This is a genomic window from Celerinatantimonas diazotrophica (assembly GCF_004339545.1).
Taxonomy (GTDB): Bacteria; Pseudomonadota; Gammaproteobacteria; order Enterobacterales; family Celerinatantimonadaceae; genus Celerinatantimonas; species Celerinatantimonas diazotrophica.
In genome coordinates, this window is sequence record NZ_SMGD01000013.1 from 242,310 (window position 1) to 265,390 (window position 23,081).

Sequence of the window (23,081 nt, forward strand, 5' to 3'; positions counted from 1 at the left end):
AACGATTGGTTTGATAAACACATATATTATGGAATTACTTTGCCCTGCAGGCAGTTTGCCCGCCGTAAAAGCAGCCGTAAACGAAGGGGCTGATGCCGTTTATATCGGCTTTAAAGATGCAACAAATGCCCGACATTTTGCGGGTCTAAATTTTACTGGAAAGCGCCTCGAGCAAGCTGTTCAATACATTAAGGATCATGGGCGAAAGCTAAATGTCGCCATTAATACCTTCATTCATCCCGGACAACAGCAGCTATGGAGAAACGCCGTTGATAAGGCGGTTAACCTCGGTGCCGATGCTCTGATTATGGCTGATATTGGCCTTTTGGAATATACTGCAAAAACATACCCTGATATCGCAATACATCTGTCGGTTCAAGCATCTGCGACGAATACGGCAGCCATTCACTTTTATCGAAATTTGTTTAATATTAAACGTGTCGTATTGCCCCGAGTATTATCCATCCATCAGGTTCGCCAGTTAGCGCAATTATGTCCAGAAGTCGAGTTTGAAGTCTTTGCCTTTGGCAGCTTATGTATTATGGCTGAAGGACGCTGTTATTTATCTTCTTATCTCACTGGAGAATCTCCAAATACGGTTGGCGCATGTTCACCCGCGAGTTTTGTTCGCTGGCAGGAAACGGATAACGGGCTTGAGTCGCGCCTTAATAACATACTAATTGACCGTTATCAGCGCGATGAATCCGCCGGCTACCCAACATTATGTAAAGGTCGCTTTAATGTCGATGGTAAGTGCTTTCATGTTCTTGAAGAACCCACGAGCCTGAATACTCTAGATGTTTTGCCCAAATTATTTGCTGCAAATGTCGCATCCGTCAAAATTGAAGGACGCCAGCGAAGCCCCGCTTATGTCGAGCAAGTCACTCGAGTGTGGCGTCAAGCTATTGATCGCTATTTAGCTGACCCAGAGCACTATCAACCTCACGGAAGTGACGTTTTGGGACAATTAAGTGAGGGTCGACAAACCACTTTAGGTGCTTATCACCGAGCCTGGCAATAAGGGAAAAATATGCAATACGCAATTGGACCGGTTTTATATTTTTGGCCCAAAGAGGAGTTAGCCGATTTTTATAATACGGTGAAACACAGTGACATCAATATCGTCTATATAGGTGAAACGGTCTGTAATAAACGCCGTGAGATGAAGGTCAATGATTGGCTGGATTTGGCAAAAGAATTAGCCCAAGCCGGCAAGCAGGTCATACTTTCGACTCAGGCACTACTTCAGGCACCTTCTGAGATTAAAGAGCTTGAAAAGTACTGTGATAATGGCGAATTTATGGTCGAAGCCAATGACTTGGGGGCCGTGGAACTATTACATCAGCACGGGTTGCCGTTTGTTTGTGGTAGTGCCATTAATATCTATAACAAAGATGCACTGGCTATCATGCTGTCACAAGGTATGAAACGCTGGGTGATGCCCGTTGAACTTTCGCGTCAGTGGCTAAGTGAGTTATTAGCTGAGCTACCAGAGCAAATGCGAGCACAATTTGAAGTTGAAGTCTTTGCCTATGGACATCTGCCACTTGCTTATTCAGCACGCTGCTTTACGGCTCGGTCACTGAACCGTAGTAAAGATGATTGCCAACTATGTTGCAAAGATTACCCCAGTGGTCGACAAGTGCTGAGCCAAGAAGGGCAACCTGTTTTTGTCCTCAATGGCATCCAAACTCAGTCGGGGCAATGTTATAACCTCTGTAATGATCAATCAGGAATGCAAGGGTTAGTCGATATCTTGCGTATTAGCCCTGAATACCATCATACCGAACAGGTAATTGAACAGTTTAAGCAAGCGGCTTTAGGGAAAAAACAACCGCTACATCATGAGGTGAATGGCTACTGGCACCAAGTGCCAGGGCTAGAATACGTCTCATAATAATTCACCGGGAGCTTATAGCTCCCAAGTCATCTGCGTGTGGGCTTCGTCATAACGTTTTATTTCTAGTAACGCCAACGAATGTTCAATGTACTCGTAAATATTGCTAGATAACGAAAGTTTAAATTCCTGCTGAGCCAAAAACGCATCACCATATTGCTGAGAATATTTGCCCAGATAAAAATACGCTTCACACAGTTGCTGTGCTCTTTGCGCAGGATTTTTAGTTAACTTAGCCTCTTCAAGCAGTTGCGTAGGCGTAATTCTATTGGTAAATAATGCGATTAGCTGCCAGCCCCATTGATGACTATTCTGATGCCCTTTATAAGCATTATTTAAGCTTGTAGCGGCTGAAAGTTCATCGATTTTACTATCAATTAAATAACGCCATAACACCCGATACGGATCATTCGGTGTTTGCACTTCATAACGACGAATATCTTTCTGCGCCAACTTATATTTTTGCCCATAGTAAAGAGCTACCGAACGAGCAAAATACGCATAGCTAAACCGAGGATCAAGCTCAATGGATGAATCAAAAGCTTCATAGGCATTCTCGAGTTCGTCATCTTGCAGATAATATAATCCTAAGAAGTTATAAGGCTGAGGAAAATCTGGTTGAATATGGATAGCTCGGCTGAAATCGAGACGGGCCATAGCCCCTAAGCCCATTTTACTTAATACCATGCCTCGCTGGTAATAAAGTTGCGCTAGCTTATCGTCCTGAAAACGCCCGGACTGGATCAGCTGTCCTAAACGAATAAAGTTTGCTTGTGACTCATAATCCGTTTGCTGCGGAGTTGCCAACACCAACTGCTTCGGAGAGTAGTCAACAGGCTTATTCGTTGCACAGCCAGTTAACATAGAGGCTACAACAGTTAACGCCCACAATGTTTTAATCATATAAATCCTTTTATAGTCTGTTTGAGCAGCTCAATAAGCTAGCTCTGGCCGTTTAAGGATGAACAGTATCAACTGGCGCAAATGATTTAATCAAATCATCTAGTGCTTTAATCTGAACTAAAAATGGTTCCAATTTAGATAATGGCAATGCACTCGGGCCATCACAAAGAGCGTGATCAGGATCAGGATGTGCTTCTAAAAATAACCCAGCCAACCCAGTTGCCATCCCTGCTCGCGCTAACTGCAGAACTTGTTCACGACGCCCCCCCGATGCTTCACCCAATGCACTGCGACATTGCAGCGAATGGGTCACATCAAAAATCACAGGGCGGTTATCGCAACTTTGTTTCATCACTCCAAAACCAAGCATATCCACCACTAAATTGTCATAACCAAAATTAGTGCCACGATCACAAAGGATTAATCTTTCATTACCGCATTCTACAAATTTATCGACTACATTTTTCATTTGTGAAGGGCTTAAAAATTGTGGTTTTTTAATATTGATAGCCGCACCGGTTTCGGCCATTGCTTGCACCAGATCGGTCTGACGAGCCAAAAACGCTGGGAGCTGAATAATATCAACTACTTCGGCAACAGGTTTGGCTTGTGCCGGCTCATGGACATCGCTAATCAGTGGAATAGAGAAAGTTGCTTTGATTTCTTCAAATATTTTCAGGCCTTCATCTAAGCCAGGTCCCCGATATGAATGAATCGATGAACGATTCGCTTTGTCAAAAGATGCTTTAAAAACAAAAGGAATCCCTAATTTTTCGGTAACGTTGACATAATGTTCAGCAATTTTAAGAGCCATATCTCGTGACTCTAATACATTCATACCGGCCAATAAGGTAAACGGTTTTTCATTAGCAATCTCAATATTGGCAACGCTTACTTTAGGTGCTGTCATCTTTCTCTCTTCTTATAAACTAACGGCCAATCACCACTATTACGAATTTTATTAGTGAATCGTCGCCGAATCTTGTTCTAAACTGCGGATCTGAATTTTCAAAAGGTCCGCTACCGGATCTTTAGGACATTTTTCAATAAAGTATTCATAATCATGAATTGCCACACTGGCACAATCAAGCTGCTGGAATAAAAATCCCCGGTCTCGCATTTCGTGAGGATCATCCGGGTTAAAGCGCAATAACGCCTCAGACACGCGTAATGCTGGCTCAAACTTATCTTCACGAATCAATGAACTCTTAAGTGCCGATAACCAGCGAATCATTACCTCGTTATGTTTAAGTGGGCGCAAATGCTCAGCGCTCAAACGCGCTAAATCACCTTTATAACCGCGCAATTTCAGCTCCACTTCATGCAATGAAAGAATTTCTGCACTAAATGGGTCAAAATAAACATCACGCTCAAAGACAAAACGCAGAACAAAACATCCAGGTAAATTGATAAACTCATAATTGAGCTCAAACTTATCAGCAAAATAGCTCACCAGCAATGCCAGTGATGCCGAGGTCCCAAAGCGATGTTCAATCACCTTATCAAGAAAGATATTTTGGCTATTAAAAAAGTCTTTCCAGTTGCCAGAAAATCCCAGCTCACCATACACTAGCTCAATCAGCTGCTGTAAACGAGCATCATCACCTACCGCCAACGCATGGTTCTCAGTCCACTCACGCCACCAGCTAAATAATTGATGACGACTACTCTGAGACTCGCGACCCGATAACTCTTCATTTAATGCAAGGGCTTCAATTAACAACGTGATACACTCCTAACTAAAACCAAATAGGTTGATGGTGAATACCCGCCTTGGCGGCCATCGCCAACCAACCGCATATTCCCAAACCAATCACGATTCGCATCAGCAATTTGCGGTAATAACGCAGACAGATCCGCATTAAAAATGCGCCTATCATCACTGAAGCAATCTGTTCAGCATACCAGATTTCAAACCAAGGGGATTGCTGTTTTAACAATGCTCCCCAAGTGCTAAACACAATAATGCCAAGCAAAGCGCCCGCTTCAAGCTTTTGCCAATTGGAAAAGGGCGCTTCATACGCAGGCCGCAAAATTCTAATCCACCACATGAGCATCAACAGGACCAGAAACAGAACTTGCACAATATTGCTTAACGCGAACATTCTTTCTCCTTAAACCCACTGACCTTTGGTTACCCGTGGTTGTCCAGCATAATCATGGACCGTTTCGATGTGGTTGAAACCAGCATTTGCAAAAATCTGCTGCACACCAGGGCTTTGATCATAACCATGCTCTATCAGTAACCAACCTTTCTCTTGAAGATGCAGTGTTGCGCCAGAAACAATTTGTTCAATATCGGCAAATCCGTGGTGAGCAGCAACCAGTGCAGAACGTGGTTCAAAACGGACATCACCTGAGGATAAATGCGGATCATCCGGGTCAATATAGGGTGGATTACTGACAATCAATGAGTATTGATTCTTTCCCACAGCATCAAACCAACGCGACTGAAGCCAACGAACGTTCACGTTATTACGCTCACCATTACCCTTTGCCAATGCAACCGCTTGCTCAACAAGATCAACGCCGGTTACATTAACACTTGGGCACTCATGCGCAATTGCAACAGCAATAGCACCGGTTCCAGTCCCTAAATCAAGTACACTATCGCCTGATTTTAGATGTATTAATGCTTGTTCAACCAGAACTTCCGTATCAGGGCGCGGGATCAACGTGTATTCGTTCACTTTAAAAGGGAGCGACCAAAACTCTCGCTCCCCAATCAAATACGCAACGGGCTCACCGCTGGCTCGACGCTCAATCAAAGCATTATAAGCATGCCACTGAGACTCACTAAGTTCCCGTTCAGGCCAAGTCATTAGATAAGTTGTCGATTGCTCTAACACGAATGCAAGTAATACCCTCGCATCCAATTTAGCAGAGTCACTCGTACTGAGTTGGCATTGCCCTTTTTCAAGAGCTGAAGCAATCGATACGTTAGTCATTCTCAGCCAAAGCAGCCAACTGATCGGCTTGATACTCTTGCATAATAGGTTGCAATAATGAGTCTAAGTCGCCAGCTATGACATCATTTAATTTATACAAAGTCAGGTTAATACGATGGTCACTCACCCGGCCTTGCGGATAGTTATAGGTGCGAATGCGTTCGCTGCGATCACCACTCGCTACTAGGTTACGGCGCATGGTCGTTTCTTCAGCATTGCGTTTTTCATCTTCAGCTGCTTGCAAACGTGACGCCAATACTGCCATCGCTTTGGCCCGGTTTTTATGCTGCGAACGTTCATCTTGACATTCAACCACCAACCCCGATGGAATATGGGTTATACGCACCGCCGAATCAGTTTTGTTAATGTGCTGACCACCAGCACCAGAGGCACGAAAAGTATCGACGCGGAGATCGGCAGGGTTGATTTCGACCGCCTCAGCTTCAGGCACTTCCGGCATAATCACTACGGTTACCGCTGAGGTATGAATACGTCCCTGAGATTCAGTTTCTGGCACTCGCTGTACTCGATGTCCGCCAGATTCAAACTTCATCACACCATAAACATGGTCACCACTGATTTTCGCAATCAGCTCTTTGTAGCCACCATGTTCGCCTTCATTGCTCGATACAATTTCAATCTTCCACCCACGATGCTCAGCATAGCGGCTGTACATACGAAACAGATCGCCGGCAAAGATAGCTGCTTCGTCGCCCCCTGCTCCAGCTCGAATTTCCAAAAAGATATTGCGTTCATCATTGGGATCTTTAGGTAATAACAAGATCTGTAGCTGATCTTCTAATTGTTCCAGCATCTGTTTGACCGTATTAATTTCTTCACCGGCCATCTCCCGCATCATCGGATCGTCATCTTCTTGCATTTCCTGAGCAGCCTGCAAATCAGCTTCGGCTTGTTGGTACTGTTCAAAGCAATTCACAACCCCTTCTAGCTGCGAATATTCTTTGGTCAGGGCTCGAAAACGATCTTGATCACTAATGATTTCAGATTCAGCCAATAATGCCTGAACCTCTTCATAACGCTCTTTAAGGGTCTCTAATTTCGATAAAATCGATGCTTTCATGTTGTTCTCTGTGAATTGGTCAATCTATGGCTGTCAATACCGCTAAAAGCGACTCTTCGCCGGACATCCTAGTGCCTGACGAATGACTTCCAGATGATCAAAACGCCCTTCTCGACCAGCTTTATTAAGTGCCTGGGTCGGGGCATGAATTAATTTGTTGGTTAGTTTAAATGCAAGCTCTTGAATCACTTCTTCGGGAGGATGTCCATTGGAGAGAGATTCCAATGCTTTATCGACTTGCTCATCACGCATTTCAAAACAATGTACGCGAAAATGACGGATACTATCGACGGTTTCCAGCGAACGAAACCATGCCATAAACTCATCGACCTGGCGGCTAATTAATGCCTCAGCTTGGTCTGCCTCTTCACGCCGATGAGCTAGGTTTTGCTCAATAATACCTTTAAGATCATCAACTGTGTATAAGTAGATATCTCGCAGATCACCCACTTGAGATTCAATATCACGCGGCACGGCGATATCAACCATAAACACCGGTTGATGGCGGCGAGTTTTCATCACCTGCTCCATCATCCCCTTGCCGATAATTGGCAAAGGACTTGCCGTCGAGCCGATCACAATATCGGCTTGCGGTAGATAGTCTGGCAACTCATTTAGAGCTATCGCGTGCCCATTAAACTGTTTGGCTAATTCTTGAGCTCGAGTCACGGTGCGGTTGGCCACTGTGATTTCAGTAACCCCCTGCTCAAGCAGATGCTTCGCTACCAACTCAATGGTCTCTCCGGCACCAATTAACATGACTTTGGCCTGACTAATGTCAGCAAAAATCTGTTTAGCCAAACTCACCGCAGCATAAGCCACTGAAACAGCGCTTTCACCAATACCTGTCTGCGTTCTAACTTCTTTAGCCGCAGCAAAACCTCGTTGAAAACAACGCTCTAAGATCGGACCAATAACACCGACTTCACGGGCCTCAGCATAAGCCTGTTTGACCTGACCGAATATTTGCGGTTCTCCTAAGATCATCGAATCTAAACCGGCCGCTACCCGAATCAGATGACGGACGACTTCGGAACCTCGATAAACATAGAGAGACTCACGCAATTGCTCTTCATCCAGATGTTGGAAGTTCGCCAACCAGTGGATAATTGGCTCAGGATCATCTTCATTACAATGGACATATAACTCAGTTCGGTTACATGTCGAGACGATCACAGATTGACTATGGCAATTGTCGTGTAACTCGCTCAGGGCATGACTTATCTGCTCGGCACCAATAGCAGCTTTCTCGCGAAATTCCACGGAAGCTGACTCATGATTCATTCCTAACGCCAACAAGCTCATTAACTATGGTTTCTAGCTTTCACACACGATATGATATAAACCGCTAATTGTACGGGAATCCCCAATTAAAAGAAAGGTAGTTACTCGATTGGTTCCTAGGAATAAATAATAAATACAAAATTATTGAGGTTCTCTTGTTTAGATCCATTTTTGTCATCGCATTTTTGGCCTTGTTAAGTGGTTGTGCAATGCACCCAACGCCGCCCGCTCAGGGGTCATGGCAACAGGTGAATCAACAACTTAAGCATATTCAGTCATGGCAAATGAATGGCCAGATCGCTTTTATTACACCTAAAATTCGCCGTCGTGCCGACCTCTTTTGGCAACATCGAAAAACCTCGGATCAACTGATTCTCACGGGTCCTTTTGGCCAACAATTATTAACCGCCATGATTACCCCACAAGGTGCGACCATTGTGGCTGATGGAAAAACATACCGAGGGCCGGATTCAAGCCAACTCATCTATCAGCTCACAGGCTGGCAACTACCAATTAATCGACTACCGGCATGGTTAATTGGCTTACCCAATAGCGCAGACTATCAATTGAATGCTCAAAACCGGCTCGGCAAAGTAACTAGTAATGATGGCTGGATTTTAAGCTATCAAGGTTATATGCAAGTCGGTAACTATGTACTGCCGCAAAAATTAAATGCCACATCGGCAAATACGCGTTTAAAACTGATTATCGACAACTGGAAAGTAACTTCTGATCCCCATGACTAACCCTATATTTTTCCCTGCGCCAGCAAAACTAAATCTGTTTTTACACATCAACGGTCGACGCCCAGATGGTTATCACGAACTTCAGACTCTTTTTCAGTTTCTTGATATTGCCGATGAACTCAGTTTTACACCCACCCACCAGAGCGAAATAATACTCGAGCCACCGCTACCCGGGGTCAACAATAGTGATAATTTAATTATTCGTGCGGCCAACCTACTCAAACCTTATACGGATAAAGCTCGAGGGGTAAAAATCACCCTGAAAAAAAACTTGCCAATGGGCGGAGGTATCGGAGGCGGTTCATCTGATGCCGCAACAACGTTAGTCGTATTAAACCGCTTATGGCAATGCGGATTAAATAATCAACAACTAGGACAATTGGGGCGGAAGTTAGGCGCAGATGTTCCGATTTTCATTCATGGATACGCCGCTTTTGCTCAGGGGATTGGTGAACAATTAACCCCTGCATTTCCCGCAGAGCAATATTATCTTCTGCTCACCCCTAACGCCATGGTCTCGACCGCCAAGATTTTTAATCATCCCGATTTACCCAGAAGCACGCCTAAGTTCCCCCCAGAGCAATATTGCTATGAAAAAACGGCTAATGATTGTCAAGGGATTGTCACGGATCATTATCCCGAGGTTGCACAGGCTCTTAAGTGGTTGGTAGAATATGCGCCAGCAAGAATGACAGGAACGGGATGCTGTATCTTTGCCCCATTTACAACGTTATCAGCAGCTAAGGCGGTCGCAGATCGTTGCCCTGCTCAATTTCACTCTCGCGTTTGTCAAGGGATGAACCAGTCATCTTTATACAAAAAGCTTGAGGGATTGGGGTTGTGACCTATCATTCATTTGCAGGATTAGCCTATCAACCAATCAACGGCAACACACAAACCGAGGTATTTTTACCGTGCCCGATATGAAGATTTTTGCAGGTAACGCCATACCTGAACTCGCCCATAGTATCGCTGATCGTTTATATACTCGACCAGGCAACATTTCTGTTGGTCGCTTTAGTGACGGCGAAATTAGCGTCGAAATTAAAGAAAACGTTCGCGGCGGGGATATTTTCATCATTCAATCTACCTGTGCACCAACCAACGACAACTTAATGGAGTTGATCGTAATGGTTGATGCAATGCGCCGAGCATCGGCTGGACGCATTACGGCAGTTATGCCTTACTTTGGCTATGCCCGTCAGGATCGCCGACCACGCAGTGCGCGTGTGCCGATTACTGCCAAAGTTGTAGCAGATTTTCTCTCTAGTGTCGGAGTAGACCGGGTACTGACTGTTGACCTGCATGCTGAGCAAATTCAGGGCTTTTTCGACGTTCCTGTCGATAACGTTTTTGGTAGCCCAGTATTAATGAGCGACATCCAGCACAAAGAACTTGAACAACCGATTGTCGTTTCTCCTGATATTGGCGGTGTTGTTCGCGCCCGTGCAGTTGCTAAGTTACTCAACGATACTGATCTTGCCATTATTGATAAGCGCCGTCCACGCGCTAACGTTGCCCAAGTCATGAACATTATTGGGGATGTTAATGGCCGTGACTGTATTTTAGTTGACGACATGATCGATACCGGTGGGACATTATGCCAAGGTGCTAAAGCGCTCAAAGATAAAGGGGCAAAACGCGTCTTTGCTTATGCAACTCATGCGGTCTTCTCGGGGAATGCTCCTGAAAACATCAAAAATTCAGTGATTGATGAAGTCGTGATCACTGACTCTGTTCCGCTACGCCCAGAAATGCAGAAACTAACCAAAGTGCGTCAATTATCCTTGGCCCCTCTTTTGGCTGAAGCGATTCGCCGGGTTAGCAACGAGGAATCAATCTCAGCAATGTTCTAATCAAGCATGCTAAGACCTCCCCTTAAGGCGCCTCTATAACGAGGCGCTTTTTATTGGCAAACTTTTATCGCTAATGTTAGAATAGCGCGCCCTGTTTTTAGGGGTACGGGCAGTTGTTTGGTCGCGAACAGCTGTCATGATTTATTTTTGGAGAAAAATTAATGTCTAAAATCGTACTGAATGCAGAACTTCGCAGTGATTTGGGGAAAGGTGCGAGCCGCCGCCTGCGCCGTGAAGATAAAGTACCAGCAATTGTTTATGGTGCCGGTAAAGACGCAATTTCTATTACTCTGGCTCATGATAAGCTACTGCAAGCTCAAGAAGTTGAAAGCTTCTACTCTCAGGTTCTGACCCTGAAAATTGGCAATGAAAATGTGGACGTTCTGGTTAAAGACATGCAACGTCATGCGTTCAAACCAAAAGTTCAACACGTAGACTTTTTACGTATTAGCGCAACTGAAGTGGTTACAACAACTGTTCCTGTTCACTTTATCAACCATGATAAAAGTGTCGCAGTTAGTGAAGGAGCTATTATTCACCACCACGCTACAGAAATCGAAATCAGCTGTCTGCCTAAAGACTTGCCTGAACACATTGAAGTTGACGTTGCGGAACTGGCTAATGGTGATTCTATTCACCTATCAGAAATTACGATGCCTGAAGGCGTTACAGCCACTGCATTAAGCAAAGGTTCTGACCACGATGTCGTTCTGGCATCTGCCGCTACGGAACGTGGTAGTCTGGTTGCTGATGAAGATGAAGCTCCAGCTGCTGATGCTGATAACAGCGCTGATGCTCCAGAAGCTGAGTAATTATGGCGAATACTATTCGCTTAATCGTGGGCCTGGGAAATCCAGGCCCCGAATACACCCAGACAAGGCATAACGCGGGCGTCTGGTTGATCGATGAAATTGCCAACCGTTACCAAGCCGCTCTCCAACCTGCTCCCAAATTTTTTGGTTATACAGGCCGCATCAGTCTCAATGGCGAAGATGTCCGGTTATTAGTCCCCACCACATTTATGAATTTAAGCGGTAAAGCCATTGCAGCTTTAGCGAATTTTTATCGTATCGCACCTGAAGAAATTCTGGTTGCCCACGATGAGATGGATATACCACCAGGGGTTGCCAAATTAAAACAAGGCGGTGGACATGGCGGCCATAATGGCCTTAAAGATACCATTGCCAAGCTTGGTAATAATAAAAATTTTTATCGCCTGCGGATTGGCATCGGTCACCCTGGAGATAAATCAAAAGTGACCGGATATGTATTAGGTAAACCGCCACAAACTGAGCAACAGCTGATTGACGAAGCAATAGATGAATCAACCCGTTGTCTTGATGTATTATTTAAAGATGGTTTAATCAAAGCACAAAATCGTCTGCATAGTTTTAAAGCCAATTAATAAGGGAATCGTGTCATGGGATTCAAATGTGGGATCGTGGGTTTACCAAATGTTGGTAAATCGACCCTATTCAATGCATTAACACAAGCAGGAATTGAAGCGGCAAATTTTCCGTTTTGTACCATTGAACCCAACACTGGGATTGTTCCTGTTCCCGATCCTCGTATGGACAAACTCGCTGAGATTGTTAATCCACAGCGGATTGTTCCAACAACGATGGAATTTGTAGATATTGCGGGCTTGGTTGCCGGCGCCTCAAAAGGCGAAGGACTAGGCAACAAATTCTTGGCCAACATCCGTGAAACTGATGCAATTGGGCATGTTGTTCGCTGTTTTGAAAACGACAACATCGTACATGTTTCAGGCAAGGTTGACCCTGCTACCGATATCGAAACCATTAATACCGAACTGGCTTTAGCTGATTTAGAAAGTTGCGAAAAAGCAATTATTCGAGTGGGCAAAAAAGCCAAAGGTGGCGATAAAGACGCCAAAATCGAACTGCCTATTCTACAAAAGATTGAATCGCACTTAGGCGAAGGTGAGATGATCCGCAGCTTAGGTTTAGATGAGGATGAACTCAAAGCAATCAGCTACATGAATTTCCTCACCTTAAAACCAACCATGTATATTGCGAACGTCAATGATGACGGGTTTGAAAATAATCCTTATCTAGATGTGGTTCAAGAAATTGCAGCTAAAGAAAATGCGGTTGTCGTACCAGTTTGTGCTGAAATCGAAGGTGAAATTGCAGAACTAGAAGCCGATGAAAAAGCCGAATTTATGGCTGAAATGGGGCTTGAAGAACCTGGCCTGAACCGGGTGATCCGTGCCGGATACACGCTATTAAATCTGCAAACCTATTTTACAGCTGGGGTGAAAGAAGTTCGCGCTTGGACCGTTCGCATTGGTGCCACAGCGCCACAAGCTGCAGGTGTGATTCACACCGATTTTGAACGCGGTTTTATTCGTGCTGAAGTGATCGCCTACGATGACTTTATTAATTATAACGGCGAAGCTGGTGCCAAAGAAGCGGGTAAATGGCGTCAGGAAGGAAAAACTTACAAAGTTGCAGATGGCGATGTCATCCATTTCTTATTTAACGTTTAATTCAGCTGAATAATCTAAAATCAGCCAGCTCAACATCGGCTGGCTGATTGCCTTGATTCCTTCCAATCCCCTCCTCCATAAGATATGGCCAATACCTAAGAGAGTATTCATCCTTGCGATGTATCGGACCTTCAAGTTAGCGATATATTTTTAACGAGGTCAAAAATATATCGTGAATAAAATTTTTACCCTTAGTCATTTCTACAATGCAATGACATATATCAGAGCCAGTTACTATATCGGTTTGGATGAAAATAGTGTTCCGGCAAGGAATATCTAACGATGTAAACTTCACTGGTTAAGATGTTTGAAATTGTGGCAGTTCAAATGCCGTGACAGACAAAGCATCACCAGTCCACGCTTCTATCTCAACCAGACACGTTTGGGCTGAGCACCCTTGTGAGAAACTAGATGCTGGCACATCGGCCGTTAACGCATTCGGATTACCATGTTTTTCCAATAACCCACCCTCTGCATTTTGCCAATGTTGGGGGTCATACCACGCTCCCGTCGCCAATCTCGCAACGCCTTCACGCACCGTTTCACTCAGCACTGCACTGGCTAGGCAACTGCCACGCTCATTAAACACTCTCACCACATCACCATCCTTAAGACCTCGACGTTTGGCATCCTGTGGATTCATATACACCGGCTCACGACCATGAATGCGGTCTTTTCGACTGTGTGGACTATGGTCGAGCTGGCTGTGCAATTTGTTCTTTGGCTGATCGGAAATTAAATGCAACGGAAATTGCTCGGCTTTCGGGCTGCCTAGCCATTCATGTGGTTCAATCCAGCACGCGTACCCAGGACAATCCTCCAAACCAAAATCGGCAATCGACTGAGAGAAAATCTCGATTTTGCCCGATGGCGTTTTCAATGGGTTAGCTTCAGGATCGCGGCGAAAGGCTTCGAGCAGAATGACCGGGTCGTCGGACTGCGGCATGTCCGCTGTATTGTCTTGCCAAAACGTCGCGAAATCAGGCAATTCAAAATTTTCCTTTTCTTTTAGTTCTTCACGCCAATTCACGTACAAATGCTCTAGCCACTCATCCGCCGTTTTACCTTCAGTAAACTGCTCGGCAATGCCAAGGCGCTCTGATAACGCGGCAAAAATAGCGTAATCATCCCATGCTTCCCCTTCTGGTAATTTTGCTTGTTTCATCGCGGCAATAATCGGTTCACGCTTGGCGTAGAAAATATCATTACGCTCTATCGTGGTGGTTGCCGGGAAGACAATATCCGCCATCTTGGCAGCTGGGGTCCAATATTGTTCATTGGTGATGATGGTTTCAGGGCGCTGCCACGCTTGCGATAAGCGCTTGAGGTCTTGATGGTGGTGGAAGGGGTTGCCACCCGCCCAATAGATTAAGCGGATATCTTGATATTCGTAGGTCTTCCCTTCATAGGTAAAGTGCTCTCCTGGATGAAGTAACATATCGGCAATACGTGCGACTGGAATAAAGTGTTCAACCGCATTCTTACCTTGCGATAAGGTGGGGCCAAACACATGCTTATGCGGACTGCCCAACAAATTTTCGGCGCCGTAACAAAACGCAAACCCGCCGCCGGGCAAGCCAATTTGTCCGAGCATCGCGGCCAACGTAATCAGTGCAAAACACGGTTGCTCACCATGATCGGCGCGTTGTAAGGACCATGCCATATTGATAATGGAGCGATGCGACGACAATTCGAATGCCAATTGTTCGATGCGCTCAGCAGGAAGACCCGTGATAGACGCCGCCCATTGAGCGTCTTTCGGTTGATGATCCATCTCGCCTGTCAAATAACGCTCAAACTCTGAGTAGCCGACACAATAACGCTCGATAAAATCGCGATCATGTAAATCGTGTTTCCATAAGGTGTAGGCTAGCGCAAGCATTAGCGCGGTATCGGTGTTGGGTTTGATGGGCAGCCATTCAACATTGCCACCGGTTTCAATATCATCGGATACGGGACTGACGTTAATGAAACGTACACCTGCCTTATGCATCGCATTTAAGCCACCACGCGCTCGATGTTCAGCGGTACCGCCAGTCGATACCTGCGCATTTTGATATTTTGAACCACCAAATGACAAAAACAGCTCGCAATGCTTTTCCATGGTCTTCCAATCGGTATGGGACTCCATGAGATCTTTCATTGGCATCACCAGCCAATGCAATAATGCGCTCGCAGCACCGAGGCTGTATGAGTTTTTACTGCGCACATAGCCACCAAAGCTATTTAAAAAACGATGCACTTGGCTTTGTGAATGATGAAAACGTCCCGCACTTGACCAACCATAAGACCCGCCAAAAATCGCCTGATTGCCATATTGCTCTTTGACTTTGCGTAGCGCGTCAGCGGCATAGTCTAATGCGGTATCCCACGACACTTCGATGTACTCATCGCCGCCGCGGGGCGCGCCCGGTTTCCCTTGCTGTTGGTCTAACCAGCCTTTCCGTATGGCTGGTTTTTGCACGCGTAACGCTTCGACTTGAGGATGATTCAAATAACGACCAATATCAGAAGGGTTCGGGTCATGGCGGTAAGGTCCTATCGTCATGTTTTCCGTCATGCCATGTGAGATTTCGTACAATCCCCAATGGGCGGCAGTATAAGTGATAGCTTGACCTTGCTGATTATCATTCTTGGACATGAATGCAACTCTCCTAGACGTCTTTTTATGCTTGCGGCTAATGTCCAATCATCATTGATTGCGCTAACCCCGTCAAGACTCCCTTGGTTATCCCTCCTGACCGATTCGATACAGTTGCATTACGTCCTTTCGAATCTCAAACTCAAAAGAACCCAATGATGCTTTATCGTATTGACATGAGGAACGAAGTATTAATTCAATTGGGTCGCAATAAGCCTATTCCACCACATGATGATTTCTGCCATCATCGCCATAAAGAGCGAAATATTGATACGCTCTGCACGTAGAAAGATATAATACATTGCAAGAGTAAATACCCGGAATACTCATGCTTCGCGCCTTTGCACAAAGCGTTAAAGGAGATTTAAATCTATGGGCAAAAACCAAGCAGAAGAGTTTGCCAACGGGTTAATTAGTTTTATTATAAAAGAGTGGTTGGTCGTTACATCTGGTGTTGGCGTAATACTGACCTCTCTTTATACCAAGCATATTCCGCACTACTCCATTGAAGAATTACAGGTGCTTTTCATCCTGTTTGTTCTATTCATTACGGTTAAAGGACTACAGCAAAGTGGGCTCATATTAAAAATTGCCCGAAATATAGAAACAGGAAAAGTCATCCCTCTAAAACTCGTAGCAACCACCTTTTTCCTGTCCATGTTGGTCACCAATGACATAGCACTGATTGTCATGGTACCACTGACAATCTCTCTTAATATCAATCGCAAAGCTATTCTCGTTATTCTTGAAGCATTAGCAGCCAATGCCGGCTCAGCCCTCACCCCATTCGGTAACCCGCAGAACTTATTTATTTACTGGTTCTATAATATTCAACCCACTACTTTCATCGCAAAAATCGCCCCATTTTGTTTGATTTTTATGGTCATTTTGTTTTTGGCATCACTCCTTATTAAAACCCAAACGGAGTTAACAGAAACGGCACCACAACAGACTCATAAAAAGGCATATATTTATGTGACGCTGCTCATCACCGTGCTATTAACGATTCTTCATGTACTCCCGGTTTGGGTCGGAATATTAGTTGTGACATTTGCCCTAACCTTTGATCGAAAAGCCTTGAGTATTGATTATGCTCTGCTATTAACTTTCTTTTTCTTCTTTGGCATTGCTGATAATTTAAAAACAATGCTAGCTTCCGATATAAGCCATTCTGAACATATTTTTCTATTGTCAGCTTTGGCAAGCCAGGTGATGAGTAATGTTCCTGCTGCACTATTATTTGCCAAATTCACATCGAATTGGGAAGCTTTATTATGGGGCGTGAGTGTCGGAGGTTTTGGTAGTTTATTTGGTTCGTTGGCAAATCTGATTGCTTACAAAATTTATATTACGCATGAACGCTCAGACAGCACTGCTATGTTTACTGCGAAATTTCTCATACTAAGTTATACGGCTTTTTTTGTAGCGATAGGGCTATATTTCCTTTTAAAGCAACTTCAATGGTTATGATCGTCGATTAAAATGACTACGACGAAAGAGAAGAATCCTATTAAATCTAGCTTAAATCCCACTTCCATAGCACAAATCGAAATAAAACACTCAAACGATAAATTATTCAGTACACAGCATCTTGGAGCATTTTGTGCTGGGGAAATGGAAATAATTAATCGGTTTGAAAGGCTATTTTCGTTGGATCTTTTAAGGACGTTTTTATGCCCCTTGCCACTTACATAACAAAGGCCATACGTATCGTTTTTTCGCTCAATATTTCTGGTGAATATGGCACTATGTATTTGGCACCTCAAAGCATCCAGAAACAGATAAAGTTTTTTCTAGCTAGCCACGGAGATGATTCGCAAAAATATCTCTTAGGGGCCGACTTTGAGGCCTTATTTAGACGATTCTCGATGAACTTAAATTTTTGTTTTTATTGAATTTATTTTTATTGAGAACTTCTCAGTAAATGATAACCTCCTCGTTAAACCATCCGAGGATTCTGCAATGAATAATACCGATCAGTTGTATACGCAAACAGATTTTTCTCACACCGATCTAAGCGGCCATATTTTTAACCACTGCACATTCATTCGTTGTAATTTTAAGCAAACCAACCTTCGGGATAGTCAATTTGTAAACTGCACCTTCCGGGAAAAAGGTGAAATCGAAGGATGTGACTTTTCGTACTGCGATCTTCGAGATGCCTCCTTTGACAATTGTAGGCTTGCAATGTCTTATTTTGGAAGAGCAAACGGCTTTGGTATAGAAATTAGAGACAGTGATTTAAAAGGCGCTAACTTAGCCCAAATGAACTTTGTAAATCGAGTTTCAAACAAAATGTACTTTTGTTCTGCCTATATCACCGGTTGTGATTTGTCTTACACCAACTTTGAGAGACAACTGATTGAAAAATGTGATTTATTTGAAAATAGATGGGTAGGAGCCAACCTAAAAGGCGCATCATTTAAAGGGTCAGATTTAAGTCGGGGTGTGTTTTCCAAGGATTGTTGGGAGCAGTTTCAAATTCAAGATTGTGACTTAACTCATTCACAATTGTATGGTTTAGATCCCCGAAAAGTAGATCTTACCGGTGTCAAAATATGTTCATGGCAACAAGAGCAATTATTAGAGCAATTAGGAATAATCGTCCTTCCTGATTGATTAAATGAGTTCTAACTTTTTCCCTTGAGTTGAACCGTGTAATGAAAAGACGCCCCATAAAGTATGAATTCTCGACAGCAAACACAAGTTAAGAAGAGCTACATTGACAAATAGTGGTGATGATAGACATCATAAAATATTAACCGTGGATAAAACGAGATAGTGATTTAGCCTGTTGTGATAAATTGGAATTTTGTAGAAATTGTCTGGCATAAGAGATAACAAACATTTGAGTTATCCGCTCCAAGCCGTGGTTCAACATCAGTTTTACAAACTTCCTGCTCTTGAATGGTATAGAACCATAAGGAACGTTTGTAATGATTAAAATACTCGGCAAAACAAAAATCAAAGAGAAGCACAAACTTACATGTCATTGTGGCGCTGTTGAACTATTGCTCCATTTACCTAATGGTATTGTGAATCCGAGACGTTGTGACTGCTCCATGTGCCGAAGAAGAGGTGCAATTGTTGCGTCTGTCCAATTGGATGGCATCGAAATTATCAAAGGAGCCGAAATGCTCAAGCTCTACCAATTTAACACGATGACAGCCAAGCATTATTTTTGCTCCAACTGCGGTATTTATACTCACCATCAACGTCGTTCCAATCCCTCTGAATACGGCTACAATGTCGGTTGCCTAGAGGATGTCAATCCATTTGATTTAGGTCCTATCACCACAGCAGATGGGGTCAATCACCCATCAGATCAATAGGTTCATTTAAAGCTCACCAAACCAGCGAGAGCGATTTCCACTTCACATAGGTTTCCCAGATATGGAGGTATCTTGAGCAGCCATATTTCTACACTGATTGGCCTAGGCGTCGCCATATGTGTATCTATCTCTTTCTATTTTCAAGGGAAAAGACTCAAAGCGAAAACTAACCCTGCTCACTATGCCAAGCTCAAGCAGCAAGGTCAGAAACTCCGTTTTAAGAGTGCCATATTGGACGGTCAACGATACAGTGGTTGTATGGAATTTATTATCACTGATAGTGCGCTCGGAATGCGCTGTTACTGGCCTTCGTTCTCAATCATTACCAAATATAAAGATTTAACATTATCTAAAAGCAGAGCATTGATCGGATCACGGGTTCGCTTACATATATCAGGCCGAGAAGAAAAAATAGAAATAAGTCATTCGCTAGCTAAAAAGCTAAAAAAACTCTCTAACGGAAAGTTTGGATACCACCATCTAAGCCCCGCGACAGATGAACCTACTGATCATAAAGATTCATAGATTAGATCGTGTGAAACCGAATCGATACGACACGTTTCATCAGTAAGCAAGAGCATACTCACCATTTGAATTAATATTTATTCCCAATAAAAAAGGCGCATACCGCGCCTTTTATCCACGCCAGATCGACTTAGCCTTGCAGTCCTTGTTTGGCTAAGTACTCATCATAAGTTCCATGGAAGTCATTCACGCCATCGGCGGTAATTTCAATAATGCGGGTTGCGATTGATGAAACAAACTGACGATCATGCGAGATGAACATCAACGTCCCTGGATAGTTTTCTAACGCCAAGTTCAACGACTCAATCGATTCCATATCCATATGGTTGGTCGGTTCGTCCATCAGCAAAATGTTAGGCTGTTGCATAATCAGCTTACCAAACAACATTCGCCCCTGCTCCCCCCCAGAAATGACTTTCACAGATTTAGTGATTTCATTTTGTGAAAACAACATCCGCCCTAAAATACCACGTACGGTTTGCTCGTCATCCCCTTCTTTTTTCCACTGCGACATCCAGTCGAGCAGATTCATATCTTCACTAAACTCATGAGCATGATCCTGAGCATAAAAACCAATATTACTATTCTCAGACCATTTAATTTCACCAGCCATTGGCGCCATGACGCCTGCTAAGGTATTGATAAGTGTTGATTTACCAATCCCATTTTGACCAATAATGGCTACGCGCTCACCGACTTCAACCCTCAGATTGACATCATTAAACAGAATATTATCGCCATACCCCTGTTTTAAATCGATCACTTCTAACGCGTTACGAAACAGCTCTTTACTTTGTTCAAAACGAATAAAAGGAGATTGACGACTGGATGGTTTCACTTCTTCGAGCTGGATCTTATCGATCAATTTTTGCCGTGAAGTTGCCTGCTTGGCTTTGGATGCATTAGCTGAAAATCGGCTAACGAACGTTTTCAGTTCTGCAATCTGGGCTTTTTTCTTCGCATTATCGGCTTGCAGACGGTCGCGCGCCTGCTCAGCGGCAATCATATACTCATCATAATTGCCATGGAACATCCGCAATTCACCATAATCCAAATCAGCCATGTGCGTGCATACGGTGTTCAAGAAATGGCGGTCATGGGAAATAATGATCATCGTACAATTTCGCGCGATGAGAACTTGTTCTAACCATGCAATGGTGTGCATATCCAAGTTGTTGGTTGGTTCATCGAGCAACATTACATCAGGTTCAGCAAACAACACTTGCGCTAACAGTACTCGCAGTTTTAATCCCGGCGCAATTTCGCTCATCAGACCAAAATGCTGCGCTTCAGCAATCCCCAAACCGAGCAGCAGCTCACCAGCCCGTGCTTCGGCGGAATAACCATCCATTTCGGCAAACTCAGTTTCAAGATCACCGACTCGCATACCGTCTTCGTCAGACATCTCAGGCAATGAATAAATGCGATCCCGTTCCTCTTTCACGGCCCATAGCTCTTTATGTCCCATAATCACGGTATCGATCACACTAAATTGCTCAAAAGCAAATTGATCCTGGCCCAATTTAGCAATACGTTCATTTGGGTCATAAACCACCGTGCCCGATGACGACTCTAACTCGCCGCTTAAAATTTTCATAAACGTCGATTTGCCGCAACCATTGGCGCCAATCAGGCCATAACGATTGCCATGACCAAACTTGATCGAAATGTCTTCAAATAATGGCTTAGCGCCAAATTGCATGGTGATATTTGCGGTTGATAGCACAAGAACTTCCCAGACTGGATAAACAACAAAATAAAGTGAAAGTCACCCTCACTTTTCGAGCGGGTGATTCTATCAGTTTTTTTCGTCGGTATCAGTTTTTAGCTGACTATTTTTTATCCTTTTCGAGGATTAAATAATAACAACAGCCTTACTGAACAAAAGAGCCATGCAAACGCGCTACGATTCTCCGGTGGCTTATATCTGGGTATCCTCAGAACTGTTAAATGAATACATGCGAACTTCCTCACGCACCTGCCAACCAAGACGCTGATAAAACTTTTTAGCGTTCTCATTTGCTATATTCACAAAGAGATGCGTTTTCGCGATACCAATCTCTTTAAGTGCTTTGACAGCCTTTGCAATGAGATCCCGCCCAATCCCTTGCGAACGACATTCAAGCGCAACGGACAAATGTTGAATGTAGCCACGACGCCCATCCGTTCCGACCAGAATCGCCCCTATAATTTCATGATTTTCATTCTCTGCGACAAAACTTAAATTGTGATTGCGTGCCAAGTAATGAGCAATATTGGTTTGACTATCTGCTTCTCTTAACAACATCTCCTCGGTCTGTAACCACAATGCCATTACCGAATCATAATCATTAATTTGCATAGGACGGTACTGAATCATTTTTATTCCTTTTACTCCACGAAAATATGAGATAACTACGTACTGATTTAGCTTGATTTGAGTCTGAAGCTTTAGTCAAAACTCATCTGAAAAGCCCAAACAGATGAAACAAACCACTTCTGCTCAGGCTAAAACCTGAATTTAAAAGTTTAGATCCATTGAATCTTAGTGAGTATCCAAATCATGTAGTCGATGAGATCTGCTTGTATGCTAGTGTATTCCTGCCAAGCTCAACGCTATAAACAAAGCAAATACTCAGGAGCTTTTGTTCAGGCCCTATCTATAAGCAACCGCATTTTAACAATCTCATCCTCAGCAATCTCATAGCGCTGATATTCATCTTGGCCAGCGGCTCCCATAAAAACCTGACGATTGATAAAGCGCATGTTCGAGGGCTTAGAGACACTTGCTGATGAGTGAAACTCGCTCACGCCAGCCTCAAGCAATTTTGGCAAAGTAGCCGCTCGTACGCCTCCTCCAACCATCACGGTCGGCCCATCAATCGCCAGTAACTTTATAATGAGATCAAGCCCGGCAACGGCGGTGTTTTGCTGACCTGAGGTTAGAACCCGTGAAACACCAAGTTGGGCTAATAGCTGATAACAAGCGATGGGATCTTTGGTCATATCAAATGCGCGATGAAAGCACACTTCAAGCCCTTTGGCTGCTTCTAACAATTGTCCCATAGCGGCAATATCAATTTGCCCATCGATGGTTAGTGCACCAAGCACTACGCCCCTTAAATGAAATGCTTTAACTTGGGCTATATCTTCACACATCTGAGCAATGTCATTTTGGCTATAACAAAAATCGCCCCCATGAGGACGAATCATGACCATCACTGGCAGATTCGAGCATGTGGCTAATTTCATTAAACCAAACGAAGGGGTTAATCCCCCTTCCCCACGAGCACAACACAGTTCAATACGCTGGGCCCCAGAACGTTCAGCCGCTTGAATGTCATCATAACTAAAACAGCAAATCTCCAACATGATTA

General features: G+C 43.9%; 23 protein-coding genes. 12 read left to right on the forward strand and 11 right to left on the reverse strand.

The window, feature by feature from the left end:
• Positions 1-28 precede the first annotated feature (28 nt).
• Together ubiU and EV690_RS10225 are read left to right on the forward strand one after the other, a co-directional pair.
• Positions 29-1,021: a ubiquinone anaerobic biosynthesis protein UbiU gene (gene ubiU / locus EV690_RS10220; RefSeq protein ID WP_131912907.1), complete on the forward strand. Its 993-nt coding sequence runs from the start codon at positions 29-31 to the stop codon at positions 1,019-1,021.
• A 9-nt stretch (positions 1,022-1,030) separates the two neighbouring features.
• Complete coding sequence (locus EV690_RS10225; protein WP_131912908.1) at positions 1,031-1,897, forward strand: U32 family peptidase; 867 nt, start codon at positions 1,031-1,033, stop codon at positions 1,895-1,897.
• 15 nt (positions 1,898-1,912) lie between these two features.
• On the opposite strand, the gene nlpI is transcribed toward EV690_RS10225, so the two are convergent.
• Genes nlpI through hemA form a run of 7 tightly spaced genes read right to left on the reverse strand, consistent with a single transcriptional unit; the run spans position 1,913 to position 8,134 of the window.
• Entirely contained in the window at positions 1,913-2,800 is an 888-nt protein-coding gene (nlpI, locus tag EV690_RS10230; RefSeq protein WP_131912909.1) for a lipoprotein NlpI, read from the reverse strand.
• 52 nt (positions 2,801-2,852) lie between these two features.
• Positions 2,853-3,710, reverse strand: coding sequence for a 3-deoxy-8-phosphooctulonate synthase (gene kdsA / locus EV690_RS10235; RefSeq protein ID WP_131912910.1), 858 nt, complete (start codon positions 3,708-3,710; stop codon positions 2,853-2,855).
• Positions 3,711-3,761: 51 nt separating this feature from the next.
• Positions 3,762-4,523 carry a SirB1 family protein gene (locus tag EV690_RS10240; protein WP_131912911.1) on the reverse strand — a complete coding sequence of 254 codons (762 nt, stop codon included), beginning with the start codon at positions 4,521-4,523 and terminating at the stop codon, positions 3,762-3,764.
• Between the two features lie 16 nt (positions 4,524-4,539).
• Positions 4,540-4,905, reverse strand: a complete 366-nt coding sequence (locus EV690_RS10245) for a hypothetical protein (RefSeq protein WP_131912912.1) — start codon at positions 4,903-4,905, stop codon at positions 4,540-4,542.
• Between the two features lie 9 nt (positions 4,906-4,914).
• Complete coding sequence (prmC, locus tag EV690_RS10250; protein WP_131912913.1) at positions 4,915-5,748, reverse strand: peptide chain release factor N(5)-glutamine methyltransferase; 834 nt, start codon at positions 5,746-5,748, stop codon at positions 4,915-4,917.
• Positions 5,741-6,829, reverse strand: coding sequence for a peptide chain release factor 1 (gene prfA / locus EV690_RS10255; protein ID WP_131912914.1), 1,089 nt, complete (start codon positions 6,827-6,829; stop codon positions 5,741-5,743). The genes prmC and prfA overlap by 8 nt, the downstream gene beginning before the upstream one ends.
• Positions 6,830-6,871: 42 nt before the next feature.
• Complete coding sequence (gene hemA / locus EV690_RS10260) at positions 6,872-8,134, reverse strand: glutamyl-tRNA reductase (protein ID WP_131912915.1); 1,263 nt, start codon at positions 8,132-8,134, stop codon at positions 6,872-6,874.
• Positions 8,135-8,268: 134 nt separating this feature from the next.
• On the opposite strand from hemA, the gene lolB reads away from it, so the two are divergent.
• The 6 genes from lolB (at position 8,269) to ychF (ending at position 13,227) form a co-directional block, all read left to right on the forward strand.
• On the forward strand, positions 8,269-8,859 hold the full coding sequence (gene lolB, locus EV690_RS10265) for a lipoprotein insertase outer membrane protein LolB (protein ID WP_165872727.1): 591 nt from the start codon (positions 8,269-8,271) through the stop codon (positions 8,857-8,859).
• Positions 8,852-9,703 (forward strand): 4-(cytidine 5'-diphospho)-2-C-methyl-D-erythritol kinase, encoded by an 852-nt coding sequence (gene ispE / locus EV690_RS10270; protein ID WP_131912917.1) that lies wholly within the window; start codon positions 8,852-8,854, stop codon positions 9,701-9,703. The genes lolB and ispE overlap by 8 nt, the downstream gene beginning before the upstream one ends.
• A 70-nt stretch (positions 9,704-9,773) precedes the next feature.
• Positions 9,774-10,715, forward strand: coding sequence for a ribose-phosphate pyrophosphokinase (locus tag EV690_RS10275; RefSeq protein ID WP_131912918.1), 942 nt, complete (start codon positions 9,774-9,776; stop codon positions 10,713-10,715).
• A gap of 161 nt (positions 10,716-10,876) precedes the next feature.
• Positions 10,877-11,527, forward strand: a complete 651-nt coding sequence (locus tag EV690_RS10280; protein ID WP_131912919.1) for a 50S ribosomal protein L25/general stress protein Ctc — start codon at positions 10,877-10,879, stop codon at positions 11,525-11,527.
• Positions 11,528-11,529: 2 nt separating this feature from the next.
• A complete protein-coding gene (gene pth / locus EV690_RS10285; RefSeq protein WP_131912920.1) occupies positions 11,530-12,120 on the forward strand; it encodes an aminoacyl-tRNA hydrolase in 591 nt (196 codons plus the stop codon).
• A gap of 15 nt (positions 12,121-12,135) precedes the next feature.
• A complete protein-coding gene (gene ychF, locus EV690_RS10290; protein WP_131912921.1) occupies positions 12,136-13,227 on the forward strand; it encodes a redox-regulated ATPase YchF in 1,092 nt (363 codons plus the stop codon).
• Positions 13,228-13,525: 298 nt separating this feature from the next.
• Here the strand turns inward: ychF and EV690_RS10295 are convergent, their stop codons facing one another.
• Complete coding sequence (locus EV690_RS10295) at positions 13,526-15,868, reverse strand: molybdopterin-dependent oxidoreductase (RefSeq protein ID WP_131912922.1); 2,343 nt, start codon at positions 15,866-15,868, stop codon at positions 13,526-13,528.
• 372 nt (positions 15,869-16,240) lie between these two features.
• Between EV690_RS10295 and EV690_RS10300 the strand changes: the two genes are divergently transcribed.
• From EV690_RS10300 to EV690_RS10315, 4 genes are all read left to right on the forward strand, one after another.
• On the forward strand, positions 16,241-17,338 hold the full coding sequence (locus EV690_RS10300; RefSeq protein ID WP_131912923.1) for an SLC13 family permease: 1,098 nt from the start codon (positions 16,241-16,243) through the stop codon (positions 17,336-17,338).
• 492 nt (positions 17,339-17,830) lie between these two features.
• Positions 17,831-18,487 (forward strand): Qnr family pentapeptide repeat protein, encoded by a 657-nt coding sequence (locus EV690_RS10305; protein WP_131912924.1) that lies wholly within the window; start codon positions 17,831-17,833, stop codon positions 18,485-18,487.
• Between the two features lie 317 nt (positions 18,488-18,804).
• Positions 18,805-19,200 carry a GFA family protein gene (locus EV690_RS10310; protein ID WP_131912925.1) on the forward strand — a complete coding sequence of 132 codons (396 nt, stop codon included), beginning with the start codon at positions 18,805-18,807 and terminating at the stop codon, positions 19,198-19,200.
• Between the two features lie 72 nt (positions 19,201-19,272).
• On the forward strand, positions 19,273-19,725 hold the full coding sequence (locus tag EV690_RS10315; protein WP_131912926.1) for a hypothetical protein: 453 nt from the start codon (positions 19,273-19,275) through the stop codon (positions 19,723-19,725).
• 130 nt (positions 19,726-19,855) lie between these two features.
• Here EV690_RS10315 and EV690_RS10320 read toward each other — a convergent pair whose 3' ends face one another.
• The 3 genes from EV690_RS10320 to EV690_RS10330 form a co-directional block, all read right to left on the reverse strand.
• On the reverse strand, positions 19,856-21,451 hold the full coding sequence (locus tag EV690_RS10320; RefSeq protein ID WP_131912927.1) for an ABC-F family ATPase: 1,596 nt from the start codon (positions 21,449-21,451) through the stop codon (positions 19,856-19,858).
• A 195-nt stretch (positions 21,452-21,646) separates the two neighbouring features.
• On the reverse strand, positions 21,647-22,084 hold the full coding sequence (locus EV690_RS10325; RefSeq protein ID WP_131912928.1) for a GNAT family N-acetyltransferase: 438 nt from the start codon (positions 22,082-22,084) through the stop codon (positions 21,647-21,649).
• A gap of 269 nt (positions 22,085-22,353) precedes the next feature.
• On the reverse strand, positions 22,354-23,076 hold the full coding sequence (locus tag EV690_RS10330) for a copper homeostasis protein CutC (RefSeq protein ID WP_131912929.1): 723 nt from the start codon (positions 23,074-23,076) through the stop codon (positions 22,354-22,356).
• Positions 23,077-23,081: the final 5 nt, after the last annotated feature.

Coding starts and splice junctions, on each gene's coding strand:
- EV690_RS10330 (WP_131912929.1), bottom strand. CDS start 23,076: ATGTTGGAGATTTGCTGTTTTAGTTATGATGACATTCAAGCGGCTGAA.
- prfA (WP_131912914.1), bottom strand. CDS start 6,829: ATGAAAGCATCGATTTTATCGAAATTAGAGACCCTTAAAGAGCGTTAT.
- EV690_RS10305 (WP_131912924.1), top strand. CDS start 17,831: ATGAATAATACCGATCAGTTGTATACGCAAACAGATTTTTCTCACACC.
- ispE (WP_131912917.1), top strand. CDS start 8,852: ATGACTAACCCTATATTTTTCCCTGCGCCAGCAAAACTAAATCTGTTT.
- EV690_RS10280 (WP_131912919.1), top strand. CDS start 10,877: ATGTCTAAAATCGTACTGAATGCAGAACTTCGCAGTGATTTGGGGAAA.
- EV690_RS10295 (WP_131912922.1), bottom strand. CDS start 15,868: ATGTCCAAGAATGATAATCAGCAAGGTCAAGCTATCACTTATACTGCC.
- ychF (WP_131912921.1), top strand. CDS start 12,136: ATGGGATTCAAATGTGGGATCGTGGGTTTACCAAATGTTGGTAAATCG.
- EV690_RS10225 (WP_131912908.1), top strand. CDS start 1,031: ATGCAATACGCAATTGGACCGGTTTTATATTTTTGGCCCAAAGAGGAG.
- pth (WP_131912920.1), top strand. CDS start 11,530: ATGGCGAATACTATTCGCTTAATCGTGGGCCTGGGAAATCCAGGCCCC.
- kdsA (WP_131912910.1), bottom strand. CDS start 3,710: ATGACAGCACCTAAAGTAAGCGTTGCCAATATTGAGATTGCTAATGAA.
- prmC (WP_131912913.1), bottom strand. CDS start 5,748: ATGACTAACGTATCGATTGCTTCAGCTCTTGAAAAAGGGCAATGCCAA.
- ubiU (WP_131912907.1), top strand. CDS start 29: ATGGAATTACTTTGCCCTGCAGGCAGTTTGCCCGCCGTAAAAGCAGCC.
- EV690_RS10300 (WP_131912923.1), top strand. CDS start 16,241: ATGGGCAAAAACCAAGCAGAAGAGTTTGCCAACGGGTTAATTAGTTTT.
- hemA (WP_131912915.1), bottom strand. CDS start 8,134: ATGAGCTTGTTGGCGTTAGGAATGAATCATGAGTCAGCTTCCGTGGAA.
- nlpI (WP_131912909.1), bottom strand. CDS start 2,800: ATGATTAAAACATTGTGGGCGTTAACTGTTGTAGCCTCTATGTTAACT.
- EV690_RS10325 (WP_131912928.1), bottom strand. CDS start 22,084: ATGATTCAGTACCGTCCTATGCAAATTAATGATTATGATTCGGTAATG.
- EV690_RS10310 (WP_131912925.1), top strand. CDS start 18,805: ATGATTAAAATACTCGGCAAAACAAAAATCAAAGAGAAGCACAAACTT.
- EV690_RS10245 (WP_131912912.1), bottom strand. CDS start 4,905: ATGTTCGCGTTAAGCAATATTGTGCAAGTTCTGTTTCTGGTCCTGTTG.